The sequence below is a fragment of the Thermosulfurimonas dismutans genome, assembly GCF_001652585.1.
In the GTDB taxonomy this organism is placed as follows: Bacteria; Desulfobacterota; Thermodesulfobacteria; order Thermodesulfobacteriales; family Thermodesulfobacteriaceae; genus Thermosulfurimonas; species Thermosulfurimonas dismutans.
Genome location: NZ_LWLG01000001.1, coordinates 175188 through 189680, shown reverse-complemented (window position 1 = coordinate 189680; position 14493 = coordinate 175188). Strand labels below are relative to the sequence as shown.

14 protein-coding genes are annotated in these 14493 nt (G+C 48.9%); 5 read left to right on the top strand and 9 right to left on the bottom strand.

Translation table 11 applies throughout. The annotated features are described in order from the left end of the window. Positions 1-17 precede the first annotated feature (17 nt). The 9 genes from pstS to TDIS_RS01015 all read right to left on the bottom strand — a co-directional run bounded on the left by pstS (position 18) and on the right by TDIS_RS01015 (position 9582). Entirely contained in the window at positions 18-1061 is a 1044-nt protein-coding gene (pstS, locus tag TDIS_RS01055) for a phosphate ABC transporter substrate-binding protein PstS (protein WP_068668396.1), read from the bottom strand. A gap of 29 nt (positions 1062-1090) precedes the next feature. Continuing rightward, positions 1091-2218 carry a sensor histidine kinase gene (locus TDIS_RS01050; RefSeq protein WP_068668394.1) on the bottom strand — a complete coding sequence of 376 codons (1128 nt, stop codon included), beginning with the start codon at positions 2216-2218 and terminating at the stop codon, positions 1091-1093. After that, positions 2211-2897, bottom strand: a complete 687-nt coding sequence (locus TDIS_RS01045; RefSeq protein WP_068668392.1) for a response regulator transcription factor — start codon at positions 2895-2897, stop codon at positions 2211-2213. Before TDIS_RS01045 ends, TDIS_RS01050 begins: the two co-directional genes overlap by 8 nt. Positions 2898-2927: 30 nt before the next feature. Continuing rightward, complete coding sequence (locus TDIS_RS01040; RefSeq protein ID WP_068668390.1) at positions 2928-4043, bottom strand: serine hydrolase domain-containing protein; 1116 nt, start codon at positions 4041-4043, stop codon at positions 2928-2930. Then, positions 4043-4918 (bottom strand): Hsp33 family molecular chaperone HslO, encoded by an 876-nt coding sequence (gene hslO, locus TDIS_RS01035; protein WP_068668388.1) that lies wholly within the window; start codon positions 4916-4918, stop codon positions 4043-4045. Before hslO ends, TDIS_RS01040 begins: the two co-directional genes overlap by 1 nt. A 3-nt stretch (positions 4919-4921) precedes the next feature. Next, a complete protein-coding gene (locus tag TDIS_RS01030) occupies positions 4922-5629 on the bottom strand; it encodes an NAD-dependent deacylase (RefSeq protein ID WP_068668386.1) in 708 nt (235 codons plus the stop codon). Between the two features lie 77 nt (positions 5630-5706). Continuing rightward, positions 5707-7692 carry an acetate--CoA ligase gene (gene acs, locus TDIS_RS01025; RefSeq protein WP_068668384.1) on the bottom strand — a complete coding sequence of 662 codons (1986 nt, stop codon included), beginning with the start codon at positions 7690-7692 and terminating at the stop codon, positions 5707-5709. 26 nt (positions 7693-7718) lie between these two features. Beyond that, the gene (locus TDIS_RS01020) at positions 7719-9017 is read right to left on the bottom strand and encodes a hypothetical protein (protein ID WP_068668382.1); all 1299 of its coding nucleotides are present in this window, start codon (positions 9015-9017) and stop codon (positions 7719-7721) included. Between the two features lie 13 nt (positions 9018-9030). Continuing rightward, a complete protein-coding gene (locus TDIS_RS01015) occupies positions 9031-9582 on the bottom strand; it encodes a hydrolase (protein ID WP_068668380.1) in 552 nt (183 codons plus the stop codon). Between the two features lie 147 nt (positions 9583-9729). On the opposite strand from TDIS_RS01015, the gene TDIS_RS10770 reads away from it, so the two are divergent. The 5 genes from TDIS_RS10770 to TDIS_RS00990 all read left to right on the top strand — a co-directional run bounded on the left by TDIS_RS10770 (position 9730) and on the right by TDIS_RS00990 (position 14422). Further along, positions 9730-10053, top strand: a complete 324-nt coding sequence (locus TDIS_RS10770) for a Crp/Fnr family transcriptional regulator (RefSeq protein WP_084270881.1) — start codon at positions 9730-9732, stop codon at positions 10051-10053. Positions 10054-10074: 21 nt separating this feature from the next. Continuing rightward, positions 10075-11634, top strand: coding sequence for a DUF294 nucleotidyltransferase-like domain-containing protein (locus TDIS_RS01010; protein ID WP_161939452.1), 1560 nt, complete (start codon positions 10075-10077; stop codon positions 11632-11634). 2 nt (positions 11635-11636) lie between these two features. Continuing rightward, on the top strand, positions 11637-12095 hold the full coding sequence (locus TDIS_RS01005; RefSeq protein ID WP_068668378.1) for a 3'-5' exonuclease: 459 nt from the start codon (positions 11637-11639) through the stop codon (positions 12093-12095). 250 nt (positions 12096-12345) lie between these two features. Then, the gene (locus TDIS_RS00995) at positions 12346-12609 is read left to right on the top strand and encodes a DUF4212 domain-containing protein (RefSeq protein ID WP_068668374.1); all 264 of its coding nucleotides are present in this window, start codon (positions 12346-12348) and stop codon (positions 12607-12609) included. A 16-nt stretch (positions 12610-12625) separates the two neighbouring features. Continuing rightward, positions 12626-14422, top strand: a complete 1797-nt coding sequence (locus TDIS_RS00990; protein WP_068668372.1) for a sodium:solute symporter family protein — start codon at positions 12626-12628, stop codon at positions 14420-14422. Positions 14423-14493: the final 71 nt, after the last annotated feature.

The following is a 14493-nucleotide window of genomic DNA, read 5'->3' as shown; positions in this document are numbered from 1 at the left end:
TAAAACCTGTCAGCAGATTATTTGAGGAGGGGGATTCCCTTATAGGTGATGGATCGAATTAAATCTTCGTTGATCTTGACTATGTTTTCCGGAATACGGGCATAGAGAAGACTCTCGTTATATTGCTGGGCTTCATGTATACACCACCAGAGAAGGTCCACTAGGGCCTTGGCTCGCTCATAGGATCGCCCTCCGTAAGCCTGTTCCTGATAGACCAAGATCCAGGTCATGGCTGAAATGGGGTAACCGTCAGTTGCATCGGTGTCGACAATGAGGACTCGGGTGTCCGGAGGAATTTGAGTCTTGGCCGCAGCTGAGATACTTTCAAGGGTAGGGAGGACGAATTTGCCGGCTCGGTTGCGGATAGCGGCTACCGGAAGGTGGTTTTGTTCGGCATAAGCCAGTTCTAGGTAACCAATAGCCCCAGGAAGCTGTTTGACATATCCAGTAACCCCTTCGTTGCCTTTACCACCTACTCCGGTAGGCCAGCGTACGGCCTTACCATAACCCACTCGCTTTCTCCATTCCGGACTGATCTTGGCGAGGTAATAAGTGAAATTGAAAGTAGTTCCGGATCCATCTGAACGGTAAACCACTAGGATCTTCATATTAGGGAACTTCACGCCGGGGTTGAGTTTTGTGATGCGAGGATCGTTCCATTTCTTGATCTTGCCAAGGAAGATATCTGCCAGTACCTCTGGTGTGAGTTTCATCCCCGAGGGCACTCCCGGCACATTGTAGGCTATTACCACCGCCCCGATAGCCATAGGAAGATGCAAGATTTTGCCCGGAGCCTTGGCTAGTTCCTCTTCATTCATGGGCGCATCCGAAGCTCCAAAATCCACGGTGCGAGCTAAGATTTGTCGAATTCCGCCTCCCGAACCGATGGACTGGTAATTGACCTTAATGCCGGTTTTCTGGTGATAGACATGGAACCACTTGGCATAGAGAGGATAAGGGAAAGTAGCCCCAGCGCCAAGAAGGGTGATTTTTTCGGCTAAAGAAATTCCGCTCAGAAGAAAAAATATCCCCAACCAAAACCCCAACCACCTTTTTAACATCGCAACACCTCCTTAATTTGGTTTGTTCTTCATATTCCTCCCTGATTGTGAGCATTTTGTGAACCGCCAGGGGAATTTAAAGGGATTTTGAGCACAAAGGAAGCCCCATTAAAGGAAGGTTCCGCCTCAAGCGTACCACCATGGGCCTCCACGATGCGCCGAGCCAGGGGAAGTCCGAGGCCCAGGCCTTTTTGGGAATCCTTACGGAAAAAGGGCTGAAAGATCTTTTCGTAAAGGTCCTCTGGTATACCTGGGCCTTGATCTTTGATCTTAAAGACGGCGTATTCTTTGCTCGTTTCTACTTCCAGAGTAATAACCCCCTCTTCGGGTGAAAATTTTACGGCGTTTTCCAAAATCTTGAGAAAAGCTTGAACCAGATAGTCCTTATCTCCTGAAAATTCAAAATCTAAAACACCGATAACGTTGAGAGAGATTTTTTTTTCTTCTAAAAGCGGAGTTACTAAAGAAACGATGGTTTCAAGGAGGTCCTTGGCTTTGACGGGTTCTGGGCGTAGTTCGAGTCCAGTCTCAAAAGAAGAAAGGAGCAAGAGTTCCTTTACTAATCGAGAGAGCCGCTCGGTGTGCTCCAGAATAGCCGAGAGCGCCTTTCGGGGAAAGTCTTCTTCGGGGAGATAATCTTCCATGCTTTCGGCATATCCCCTTATGGCGGTAAGGGGAGTCCGGAATTCATGGGCTAGAGTCGCTGTTAGAGTTTTGGTCCTCTCTTCAAGTATTTTTTCTCGGGTAATATCAGTCAGATATATCAAAGCCTCCTCAGATCCAATTTTTTCTCCCTGAAGCCGATACCATCTGTTTTGCCAGCAGACCTCATTTTCGGCCCTTCCTTTGGTAAAGAGTCTTTCATGGAACTCAAGCAGACCTTGAAAGGGGAGTTCCAAAAGATTCTGAAGATCCGGGGTGGGGGAGAAGTTTTTTAGGGCCTTACTGGCCATCAGTACCTTTCTTTTTCTGTCTACTAGCGCCAGCGGCAGAGTAAATTCTTCCAGCCAACTTCTTTTATGGCTCTCCGTAGGGTTTTCTTTTGAAGATTTTTGGGATTTCGAAAGTTCGAGTCGCAGTTTTTGATTTTGACGGACTAGGACATAAAGCCCCAGCCATGAAAGAACAAGGAGACCTAAGAGAACGTTCTCAAGCATTTAGGACTTTTGCGCGATAACCTACGCCCCAGACGGTCTCTATAAGCTCCGCCGCGGGGCCTAATTTCTTACGCAGTCTTTTGATGTGAGTATCCACTGTACGGGCGTAGCCCTCATATTGGTAGCCCCAAACGCGGTCGAGAAGGACCTCCCGGGAAAAGACCCTTCCGGGAGAGGAAAGGAGGGTCGAGAGTAATTTGAATTCCATGGCGGTGAGCTTGACTTCTTGGCCTTGGACTTCCACCCGGAATTCTTCTTCATAAAGAGTAATGGGACCGTAGGTGATAACACGCGATTTTTCTTGAGTTTTGAGTCGTTTCAGAATGGCCTTGGCCCGAAGGACCAGTTCTCGGGGACTGAAAGGCTTAACTACGTAGTCATCAGCCCCGAGCTCAAAACCGAGGACCCGATCCAGTTCCTCTCCTCTAGCCGAGACCACGATTACAGGGATGTGGGTAAGGTCCTTGCGAAAACGCAAAAATTTTAGGATTTCCAGACCATCCTGATCTGGGAGCATGAGATCCAAAATGAGGAGATCGGGAGGATGGGTCGAAAGTCTTTGATAAGCTTCGGCAGCCGTCTGCACAATCTCTGTGTCGAAACCCTCCCTTTCGAAGACGTGTTTTTCTATTTCGGCTACATCGGGCTCGTCTTCCACGATGAGTACCCGGGGCTTCATGCTTACAAGTTAGGAAATCTCGCAAGTCTGTCAACCTAAGCCCGAAAAGGTGAGGGCCACTTCGGTGTAAAACCTTGGCCGAAAGGTTTTTATTTTCTGGTTCTTACGGGTGGGATGAACCCGATTGGTGAGAAGGACGGCTATGAGGCTGGAGTCTGGATCAAGCCAAAAGGAGGTCCCAGTGTAACCTAGATGCCCCAGGGCTTGCCGGGGAAAAAACGGACCGGCGCTGGAGGTTACTCCGGGATCCGGTCGGTCAAAACCCAGGGCCCAAGTTCCCCGTCTGCTGCGAAAGTCCCAGAAGGTCCGCACGAGATCCCGGTTGAGAAAACCGCGTTCCTCCTCTTCGTGATAGGCGGAAGTAAGGCCCTTTAAAACGGCAAGCACGGCCCGGGCCGTTCCGAAAAGTCCTGCAGTTCCGGATACCCCGCCGATCACCCAGGTGTTCTCGTCATGGACCTCACCGCGAAGGAGTCTCTTTCGGAAGGGACACCTTTCGGTGGGGGCTATTTTTTCTGGTGCGAGACCGGCTTCCAAGGGTAGATAGGTAAGCTCTGAGACGGCTTCGGGGGCGATCTCGGTATAGATTTCGCGCACTATCTCCGCAAGGTTTTTTCGGCTAATCCGTTCCACTACCGCCCCTAGGAGGAAAAAACCGAGGTCGCTATAAAGGTACTTTTCCCCTGGTTGATAGCTCGGTTTCTCTGAAAGAATCGTCCTGAAAAAAGAATTCCTTTTGGTGTACGGTCTGGTGGAAGAGAGCTTCCTGAAATAAGGCCGGTAATCTGGAAGTCCAGAGGAGTGCGAAAGCAGGGCCGCAAGGGAGGTCCGGCGCCAGAAGGGATTCTCGAACCACTCTTCCGGTAAAATCTGTGCGAGCTGTGTCGAAAGGCTGAGCCGACCTTCGTAAACCAATTTCATGATTGCCAGGGTAGTCGCTAGCGGTTTAGTAAGGGAAGCCAAATCGTAGACGGTGTCTTCTTTATTGAATTCTTTTGAAGGATAAAGGGCTCGATAGCCCACAGCCAGGAAGTAATCTCGATCCCCGTAATGAATTCCGGCTACGGCCCCAGGGAAAACTCCGGTTTCAACCCCCTCTCGAAGAAGCTGGAACAGCCTTGCAAGCTTCGCGAAGGTCTTTGCCATTAGCCACGCTTTTCCAAGTCTTCGAGGAGACGCCTGAGATCCTCAAGGGAAAGCACGTATTCTTTTCTACAGAAATGGCAGCTCACCTGGGCCGGTTCGCCTTTCCGAAGCATCTCTTCGAGTTCTTCCTTTCCCAGGGCCGCGAGGGCAGCCTCTACCCTCTCTCGGGAGCACCGGCACCGATACCGGAGTTCTTTCTTTCCAAGGATTTCGATTCTCCCCGGAAAAAGACGTTCCAGGATTTCCTCCGGTTTTAGACCTTCGGAAAGCATCTCGGTGACGGCCGGAACCTCGGAGAGAGCTTTCTCTGCGGCTGTGATGTCCTCCTCACTAGCGCTCGGCATTCTCTGCACCATAAACCCTCCGGCCTCTTTCACCGAACCATCCGTATCTACCAGTACTCCCAGGGCCACCGCCGAAGGTATTTGCTCCGAGACCGTAAGGTAATAGGCAAGGTCCCTGGCAATTTCCCCTGAAACCAAAGCTACCGAGCCTTGATAGGGTTCTTTGAGGCCCAGGTCTCGCACTACGGAAAGGAAACCGTTCTTGCCCACGGCCGCGCCTACTGCAAGTTTCCCGGCCTGTGGCTCGGGATGCACCCAAGGGTTTGCTACGGTTCCCCGCAGGTTCCCCTCGGCGTCGCCCTCAGCCAAGATTTCTCCAAGCGGCCCCCCACCGTTTATTTGAAGCATTACGCGTCCGGCCTTGAGATCTGCTGCCAGTAAGGCTACTCCGGCTATGGCTCGTCCCAGGGCCGCCGTGGCCGTAGGGGAAAGCCCCTGAAGACGCCTCACCTCCTCTACTACCTCTCGACACTCCACGGCCAAGACCCTAAAACTTCCTTCGCGGGCGAGTCCTCTTACCACGTAGGCCATCTCCTAAACCCCCTCAAGCAATTCCTTTACCCACTCCCTCACCTTTTCGCTGGCGGGTCCGTAGCGGTGTTCATGAAATAGATGGGCGTTTTCAGCGGGCTTGAGATTGATTTCCAGGCAGTAAGCCCCGCTTCCCCGAGCCACTTCCACAAAGCCGGCAGCGGGATAAACCGTGCCAGAAGAACCTATGGCCACAAAGAGATCGCATTTTTTAAGGGCTTCATAAATCTCTTCCAGGTGAAGGGGCATCTCTCCGAACCAGACCACATAAGGTCTCAAGCCACCGGCTTTTCCGCAGGCCGGACACGGAGTGTGAGTAAATATTTCGCCGGTCTCACGGAAGACCTGTCCACAGAGCTCGCAATGGACTTTGAGAAGCTCCCCGTGCATGTGGATAAGGTTTCGGGTGCCTGCTCGCTCATGAAGATCGTCTACATTCTGGGTTACCACCAGGACCTCTCCGGGATAGTGCTTTTCTAGTTCCGCCAAGGCAATGTGGGCTGGGTTCGGTTTCACTTTGAGGAGTTCTTTACGTCTTTGGTTGTAAAACTCGTGCACCAGATCCGGATTCCTCCGGAAACCCTCCGGAGTGGCCACTTCGGTGAGATCATACTTTTCCCATACCCCTCCCGGATCTCGAAAGGTCGGGATACCAGATTCGGCTGAAATTCCGGCCCCTGTAAGGACAAAGATCTTTTTATAGCTTCCCATAGACAAGTATTTTAAAACCAAAAAGGGCGGGACCGAAGCCCCGCCCTTGCATCATATTGGTTCAACAATTGGGAGTATTATTTTTCCATTTCTTTGCGGGTCCGGACCAGGTCCTCCACCACCGAGGGATCGGCAAGGGTCGAGGTGTCACCGAGGTCTTCGTACTGGCCGGTGGCGATTTTTCTCAGAATCCGCCGCATAATCTTTCCACTTCTGGTCTTGGGAAGCCCAGAGACGAACTGGATGAACTCCGGCGTGGCGATGGGCCCGATGGCCTTGCGGACGTGCTGTTTGAGATCTTTCTCCAGTTCCTCTGAGGGCTGATAGCCTTCCCGAAGGATCACGAAGGCATAGATGGTCTCACCTTTTACTTCGTGAGGGATGCCGATGACCGCAGCCTCAGCCACCGCCGGATGGGCTACTAGGGCGGACTCAAGTTCCATGGTTCCCAAACGGTGTCCAGAGACGTTGATGACGTCATCCAGACGTCCGATGATCCAGATATATCCGTCTTCGTCACGGCGGGCACCATCACCGGTGTAGTAGTATCCGGGGAACCGGCTGAAATAGACCTGTTTGAACCTTTCCGGATCACCCCAGACTCCCCGGAGCATCCCGGGCCAAGCCCTTTTCATGCATAAGTGTCCGCCTTCGTTTACCTCAGCCGGAGTACCATCATCTCGAAGAATAATGGGCTCCACACCGGGAAGGGGCACCGTGGCCGAACCGGGTTTTTGCGGAATGGCATAAGGCAGAGGCGCGATCAAGAAGCCACCGGTTTCGGTCTGCCACCAGGTATCCACGATGGGGCAACGCCCACGGCCTACGTTTTTGTGATACCAGAGCCAGGCCTCGGGGTTGATGGGCTCACCGACCGAACCGAGAATCCGCAAGCTGGAAAGATCGTACTTTTTGGGCCATTCATCCCCGGCCCTCATGAGGGCCCGGATAACCGTGGGCGCGGTATAGAAAAGGGTAACCTTGAATTTCTGACAGAGCTCCCAGAAACGCCCGGGATGAGGATAGGTGGGCACACCTTCGTACATGATCTCCGTGGCGCCAAGGGCCAAAGGTCCATAGACGATGTAAGAGTGTCCAGTGATCCAGCCTATGTCTGCAGTGCACCAAAAGATATCCTCCGGCTTGAGATCAAAGACCCACTGTAAGGTGTGAGTTACATAGACCAAGTAACCTCCAGTGGTATGGAAGACCCCCTTAGGCTTTCCGGTGGAACCGGAGGTGTAGAGGATAAAAAGGATGTCTTCAGCATCCATCTCTTCGCAATCGCACCAGTCAGAAATATCAGGATCGTTAATGGCTTCGTGATACCAAATGTCTCTACCTTCCACCCAGTTGATATCCAGTCCCAGCCGTTTCACCACAATGCATTTTTCAACCGTAGGACAATCCTTGAGGGCCTCATCGGCGTTTTTCTTGGATTCTACTTTTTTACCCGATCGCCAGTAACCGTCCGCGGTTATCAAGATTTTGGCCTCACAGTCCTGGATACGGGTCTTTAAGGCCTCGGCCGAAAACCCTCCGAAAACCACGGAATGGATGGCCCCGATTCGGGCGCAAGCCAGCATCACGATGGGAAGCTCCGGGATCATGGGGAGATAGATAGAGACCCGGTCCCCCTTCTTGACCCCGAGCTTTTTGAGCACGTTAGCGAAACGACAGACTTCCCGGTGAAGCATCTGATAGGTATAAACCCTGACCTCTTCGTCCGGCTCACCCTGCCAGATAATGGCCGCCTTGTTCTTGTTGGGGCCTTCAAGATGGCGATCAAGGCAGTTGTAGCTGGCATTCAGTTTCCCGCCCTCAAACCAGCGGATTTCAGGTTTGTTGAAATCCCAGTAGCAGGTGCGATTCCAGAGCTTGAACCAGGTAATAAGCTCTTTGGCTCGCTCGCTCCAAAAACCATCCGGGTCTGCCAGGGAGTATTTGTAGATTTCCTCGTACTCATACTTAGACGTAATGTAGGCCTGGTCCCGCTCCGCCTGAGGAGGATAAAAGACGCGCTCTTCCTTTAGAACAGACTCAATTTTGCTCGACTCACCCATGACGCACCTCCTTTACCAAGATTTTGTTAGAAATCATACTTCATAGAGAAGGTGAACCTATTCCCAGTATCGGTGACATCGTATCTTTCGGTTTCTACGTGTACGACCTCAAAGCCTAGGCTTAGGGGGTTGGTGAGCTTGTACCAAACATTGGCATAATACTGGGTATTTTTAGTGAACTGCCGCTCGTTCATCGCTTCTATAGCCGGCATGTCGCTGTCATTGGGGTTGTCGAAGCCAGCGCCCACAGTGAGAGACCACCTGGGGGCAAATTTCCAGGTTACGTCAACCCAGCCACCGTAGGCCTCAGCCGGACTACCATCCTGGGCCATATCCAGATCGTAACGCAGGAAGTCTCGTCCTACTCCTTTACCCCACCAGGCTTCACCCTTGAAGATAACCTTGTTCTCCAGGAAGGCGAATTTCCACTCTCCTACCACTAGATAGCGATCCGTATTTTCTGAATTGGCGGAACCATAATCTGCATGGCGATAGCCACCGCCGATGGCGATCATGTTTTTACCACCAAGGATGCCGCCAGTGTAAGCGATCCGGGCCAAGACCCAGGGCATACGGTCCTCACTGGCGGTGTCTGTACGACGGTGTTTCATGAGCGAGGCCAGGAATTCGAAGTTGTTAAAGGCCTTTTGCCGCAAGGTGATCTGAGGCACGCGCCACCAGAGGTTACCCGCCGCCGAAAGGATACCAAAGTCCACCGTGCTGGGGTTGAGCTGGGCCACCGGTATCCAGTCCTGCCCGATACGCAGGCTGGTGTTGGTATTGGTGTTCAAGATGTCCGCATAGGCCAGGCGCATTCTGGGAATAAGATTGTTGCCATTATTGTCACCGTAAAAGTCGATTTCAAACCGTCCCTTGATCAACCACTGATCTTCCTTGTAGGTAGCCCAAAAACCAAAACGGGTGTCTCGGGGATTGAAGTTGGTAGAATCGTTTTGGTAGTCCGGATTGGTGACTCTATTGGCCACCGCTCCCAGAAAGTCGTTGTAATATTTAAACTTAGCGGTGTCATAGTTGAAATCAGCTTTTACACGACCATAAAGTTTCCATTGGATCCCCGGTTTGCTTAAGACCACGTTGGCCTTTTTAGGCGCAGGAGCTACTGCCTGTTTCGCCTGAACTTCTTCAAGCTTTTTTTGCAGGGCCTCTATCTGGGCCTGCATGGCGGCCTGCATCTCAACCATCTGGCGCTTAAGAAGCTCAATTTGGGCCTTAAGAGCCTCCACATCCTCAGTCGCCCAAACCGGGGCTATCCACAACAAACACAGCAGAAAAATCGCCGAAAGCTTGCCCAAAAGCCCTTTCATGACACCCTCCTTTTTAGTTTTTATTTTTGAAATAAGGTAAAAGCGCTTTAAAGGCCGGTGTCCCGGCCTTTTCTAGCCATTCGTAGATCAACATTTCGGTGGAAACTACCGCCACTCCTAACTCACGCATTCGAGATAAACCATAAGAGATATTCTCTGGCGAGCGTGAGGAAGTGGCATCTCCAACCACAACTACCCGAAAGCCTTTTTCTAAGGCTGAAAGAGCGGTTTGATATACGCAAATATGTGTTTCTACCCCACAAAGAATTACAGTTTGCCGAGAAAGCCTTTGGACTTCTTCTGCAATAACCTGGTTTTTAAAGGCACTGAATTCGATTTTGTCCAGAGGTTCAATTTCTCCTAAAGCATCTTTTATTTCTGGAAGATAATCTCCCAGTCCTTTGCGGTATTGAGTGGTAGGTACAACAGGAACTCCGAATTCCTGAGAAGCCTTGATAAGGAGAATAATATTCTTAACAACCCTTTCTGGTTGATAAATGGCGTTTAAAAGCCTTTCTTGAGGGTCTATAACCATCAAGAAACTGTCTTGAGGTTTGATGAACATGATACTCCCTTTTTAAAAAAATTTTAAGTTATAGTTGCTGAAAAGGCCAAGGCCTTTATAGCAGCGAAGGTTCATTTTGGCAAGTCCTTTGGCCGAAATTTCACAAACTTGACAAGTGCTCCAAAAAAGAGAAATAAAACCACCACGATGATAGTCTATGACGAAGCCAAAGAATTTTTGAAAAAAGTTCCGCCTTTTCAGTTTTTGGACGAAGAGACCCTCTATGGGATCATTCCATATCTTCGTTTAGAATTTTATCCAAAAGGTACTGTAATTTTGGAAGAAGGGGGTAAAAGTAGCGAATTTCTTTATTTAATCAAGAAGGGGGCCGTAAAAATCACTTTGAGAGGGGAAAATGGCGAAGAAATGTTGGTAGATATGAGGGGCGAGGGCGAGACCTTTGGTTTGTGGTCTTTGATTGAAGGACAACAGCAAACAACGGTCAAAACTCTCGAGGACACCCTTTGCTAGTTGCTTCCTAAAGATAAAGTTGTGGAATTGCTGGACCAAAAAGGTCTTTTTAGTGAATTTTTTCTCAAGAAGCACATTTCTAAGTACCTAGATCGTATTGTGAAGGAGCGTCTTAAGAGTTCGGAGATAAAGACCGGGCTTGAGAGGGCGCTATTTACTACGCAGATAAAAGATATCGCCAGTAAAGAGGTGCATACCATAAAGGAGGAGGTGTCCATCCAAGAAGCGGCCTCACTTATGGCTGAGAGGAGGATAGGTTCTCTTATTGTCGTGGATGATAATGGGGTGCCGGTGGGTATCATTACCGATAGGGATTTGCGAGAGAAGGTGGTGGCTTCGGGAAGGCCGATATCAAGGCCTGTTAGAGAGATTATGAACGCCCCTCTTATTACGGTAGAGGCTGATCGGTACGCCTTTGAGGCGATAACGACTATGATAAAAAATCGTATTCATCACTTGCCGGTGGTACAGGATGGCAGGCTCTGTGGCATGCTAACCAATCACGATTTGTTGCTTCTTCAGGGGATCTCGCCTTTGGCTATCGCCCAGGAGATCCAAAATCAAGAGACGATAGAAGGGCTTTCTAAGGTATCCCAGAAGGTGATTCCTTTTATCGGGCTCCTGATAAAGGAAGAAGTACCCGTTAGAAACATTTTGCGCATAATTACCGAAATAAACGATAGTATCATCTGCCGTGTGATTGATATTGCACAAAATCAACTGGGACCGGCGCCAGTGCCTTTTTGTTGGCTCGTTTATGGTTCAGAAGGTCGCCGGGAGCAAACCTTTACCACCGATCAGGACAACGGGCTGGTTTATCTCGATCCTTCTTCTTCGGAAGAGGCCAAAGAATGCGCAAGGTATTTCAAGGAGTTTTCCGAATTTGTGGTCGAAGCCTTGGTTAGATGTGGTTTTGCCCGGTGTCGTGGGAATTATATGGCGAGTAATCCTCAATGGTGCCAACCTCTTAAGACTTGGAAAGATTACTTTCGTAAGTGGATCAATACTCCTACTCCTGAGGCTATTCTAAGATCTGTAATTTTGTTTGACTTTAGAGGCCTCTATGGTGATTTGTCTCTAGCGGAGAAATTGAGAAGCTTTTTGTTAAAAGAAGTTCAGAAGAAAGATATTTTTCTCCTACATATGGCCAAGCTTACCGTGCAGTTTAAGCCTCCTTTGGGCTTTTTTAGGACTTTCGTGGTTGAAAAGAGCGGTGAACATAAAAACGAACTTAATCTGAAATATCGATGTCTGGCTCCTATAGTGAACATTGTAAGGCTGGCTGCTTTGGAGGTTCCGATAGGAGAGACTTCTACTTTGGATAGACTTGAGAGACTCAAGGATATCCATTCCTTGATGAAAGACTATGCCGAAGAATTGGCAGAAGCATTCCAGTTCCTAATGTCTCTTAGGATTCACCATCAATATGAACAAATATTAAAAGGTAAGCAACCAGATAATTATATTAATCCCAACCATTTGAGTAACTTGGAAAAGAAGTTTTTTAAAGAGGTTTGTAGCCTCATTAGTCATATCCAAGATTTAATTGAACACAAATATTTCTTGGGGCGTTTGATGTAAAAATGTTGAAATTTCTGGAAAGATTTAGGGATTCTGCCAAGTCTAAAGCCATAAAGGATTGTTTTTTTGTGGTATTGGATACAGAATTGACCGGACTTGACGTCAAAAGAGATGAACTTTTGTCGCTTGGGGCCATTAAGATGAGAGGTTCTCAAATCCTTTTGGGGGAAATATTTTATCGCGAGGTTTATGTCTCGCGTTTTTCCAAGGAGACCGTAGCTATTCATAAAATTTTGCCCTCTGAGATAGAAGATTCCCCGGAGATATCCAAAATTTTGCCAGAATTTTTAGAATTCATAAAAGATAGTGTGCTTGTAGGCTATCATACAAAGATAGACTTGACTTTTATCAAAAAGTATTTCAGAAAATTCAACTTAATGTTTCCTCGGGTAACTAGTGTGGATGTCTATAGGGTTTATCAATGGCTTAAAAAAAAGTCTAATGACAGATGCTTTTTATAGTCCTGTGAATGAAAGGGTATCTTTAGAAGACATGGCTAATAAATATGGCATTGAGGTGAAGACCTTGCATAATGCTTTATATGATGCTTACATTACTGCTCAAATTTTTCAGAGACAAATATGGCAACTGCAAGGTTATGGCATAACAACTCTTGGAGATTTAGTCTGTATTTCTAAGAAAGGGGGTGATATATGAGTAAACTTTTGGTGTAAGTATTTTAGTTGAAAATATTTTAGGAGGAGGTGTGAGATGAGCTTGTCTAAAGAGCAAATGCAAAGTTATTGGCGAAAAAATTTGAAGTACATTGTGGTGTTGTTGGCTATTTGGTTTACGGTTTCGTACCTTTGTGGTATTATTTTTGTTGACGTTTTAGATAAAATTAAACTTGGTGGTTATCCTTTGGGTTTTTGGTTTGCTTGTCAGGGTTCTGAGATGATCTTTGTGGTCTTGATAGCTGTTTACGTCAAGTTGATGAATAAACTTGATAAAGAGTTTGGTGTAGCTGAAATTTAGTTGATGGAGGTGGATCATGAGCATAATGACCTGGACATGGATAATGGTGGGTATAACTTTTTCGGTCTACATAGGCATTGCTATCTGGTCCAAAGCTCGTAGTACAGGAGACTTTTATGTGGCTGCTCGGCAAGTCCATCCGGTATTAAATGGTATGGCTACCGGAGCGGACTGGATGTCGGCGGCTTCCTTTATTTCTATGGCCGGTATGATCTCCTTCCTCGGACGCGACGGTTCCATGTATCTCATGGGATGGACCGGAGGTTACGTGCTTTTGGCCATGCTGCTTGCGCCTTATCTCCGTAAGTATGGTAAGTTCACGGTCCCCATGTTTGTGGGTGAGCGATACTACTCTCAGGTGGCCCGAACGGTAGCGGTTATCTGTGCCATATTTGTCTCCTTTGTCTATGTTGCCGGTCAGATGCGAGGTGTGGGTGTGGTCTTCTCTCGATTCTTGGAAGTGGACATTAATACCGGAGTTCTCATTGGGATGGCCATCGTGTTCTTTTACGCTGTTCTCGGAGGCATGAAGGGTATTACCTATACTCAGGTAGCCCAGTATTGTGTGCTTATTACCGCTTATCTTATTCCGGCAATATTCATTTCTTTGATGTTTACCGGTATTCCTATCCCTCAGATCGGCCTGGGAGCGGCCCTTAGCGAGGCCGGCCAGCGTTTGCTTAATAGTGATCCCGGCTTTCTTTTGGAAAAGTTAGACCAAATTCAGAGAGACCTAGGGTTGCCGGCTTTTACCTCGGGAATCAAGCCCAAAATTGACGTCTTTGCGATCACCCTAACCTTGATGGTAGGTACCGCTGGGCTTCCTCACATCATCATCCGTTTCTTTACTACTCCCAAGGTGAAAGATGCCCGGGCTTCCGCGGGTTGGGCCTTGCTTTTTATTGCTATCCTCTATACTACGGCCCCGGCGGTCGGAGCCTTTGCCAAGCTCAACTTTATTAAAACCGTTCACGGCAAGTCGTATGCCGAAGCGCCTTCCTGGTTCAAGAACTGGGAAAAGACCGGTTTGGTGGCTTGGGTGGACAAGAACGGTGACGGTAAGATGCAATATGGGCCGGGCAAGCCTTTCAAGGGGAAGCCGATCTTCGTTAAGGATGAAAACGGGAATTTCGTGAGGGGGGAACACGGTCAACTCCTAGTGAAAAACGAGATCATTAAAGATTCCCCCAACGAGCTTTATGTGGATCGTGACATTATGGTTTTGGCCAACCCTGAGATTGCCAAGCTTCCGGCCTGGGTAGTGGCTCTGGTGGCGGCTGGAGGTTTGGCGGCGGCCCTTTCTACGGCTGCGGGGTTGCTTCTGGTCATCTCTTCTGCACTTTCTCACGACCTTCTGAAGAACGTGCTTGCGCCTCAGATCTCCGAGAGAACAGAACTTTTGGCGGCTCGTATTGCAGCCGCCATTGCGGTTGTGATCGCGGGTTACTTTGGTATCCATCCCCCTGGATTTGTGGCCCAAGTGGTGGCCTTCGCCTTTGGACTGGCTGCCTCCTCCTTCTTCCCCATCCTAGTCTTGGGAGTCTTCTGGAGGCGGACTACCAAGGAGGGCGCTATTGCGGGTATGCTCTCTGGTATCATCTTTACCGCTGCCTACATTATCTACTTTAAGTTCATCAATCCTGCGGCCAACAATCCGGCGCACTGGTGGTTTGGCATTTCTCCGGAAGGTATCGGCATGATCGGAATGATCATCAACTTTATTGTCACCACGGTGGTCTCGTTGCTTACCAAAGAGCCTCCCAAGGAGGTCCAGGAAATGGTCCTCAAACTCCGCTACCCCAAAGAGATGTAATCTTTGTAGATTCGGGGTAACATTTGAGGAGAGGGTCTCAAAGGCCCTCTCCTTTTTTATTTTGTGGCCCC

What these genes read in the sequence shown, in the direction of transcription:
- TDIS_RS00995 (WP_068668374.1), top strand. Translation starts at nt 12,346, where the DNA reads ATGAGCTTGTCTAAAGAGCAAATGCAAAGTTATTGGCGAAAAAATTTG.
- hslO (WP_068668388.1), bottom strand. Translation starts at nt 4,918, where the DNA reads ATGGCCTACGTGGTAAGAGGACTCGCCCGCGAAGGAAGTTTTAGGGTC.
- TDIS_RS10770 (WP_084270881.1), top strand. Translation starts at nt 9,730, where the DNA reads ATGATAGTCTATGACGAAGCCAAAGAATTTTTGAAAAAAGTTCCGCCT.
- TDIS_RS01030 (WP_068668386.1), bottom strand. Translation starts at nt 5,629, where the DNA reads ATGGGAAGCTATAAAAAGATCTTTGTCCTTACAGGGGCCGGAATTTCA.
- TDIS_RS01045 (WP_068668392.1), bottom strand. Translation starts at nt 2,897, where the DNA reads ATGAAGCCCCGGGTACTCATCGTGGAAGACGAGCCCGATGTAGCCGAA.
- TDIS_RS01050 (WP_068668394.1), bottom strand. Translation starts at nt 2,218, where the DNA reads ATGCTTGAGAACGTTCTCTTAGGTCTCCTTGTTCTTTCATGGCTGGGG.
- acs (WP_068668384.1), bottom strand. Translation starts at nt 7,692, where the DNA reads ATGGGTGAGTCGAGCAAAATTGAGTCTGTTCTAAAGGAAGAGCGCGTC.
- TDIS_RS00990 (WP_068668372.1), top strand. Translation starts at nt 12,626, where the DNA reads ATGAGCATAATGACCTGGACATGGATAATGGTGGGTATAACTTTTTCG.
- TDIS_RS01040 (WP_068668390.1), bottom strand. Translation starts at nt 4,043, where the DNA reads ATGGCAAAGACCTTCGCGAAGCTTGCAAGGCTGTTCCAGCTTCTTCGA.
- TDIS_RS01020 (WP_068668382.1), bottom strand. Translation starts at nt 9,017, where the DNA reads ATGAAAGGGCTTTTGGGCAAGCTTTCGGCGATTTTTCTGCTGTGTTTG.
- TDIS_RS01015 (WP_068668380.1), bottom strand. Translation starts at nt 9,582, where the DNA reads ATGTTCATCAAACCTCAAGACAGTTTCTTGATGGTTATAGACCCTCAA.
- pstS (WP_068668396.1), bottom strand. Translation starts at nt 1,061, where the DNA reads ATGTTAAAAAGGTGGTTGGGGTTTTGGTTGGGGATATTTTTTCTTCTG.
- TDIS_RS01005 (WP_068668378.1), top strand. Translation starts at nt 11,637, where the DNA reads ATGTTGAAATTTCTGGAAAGATTTAGGGATTCTGCCAAGTCTAAAGCC.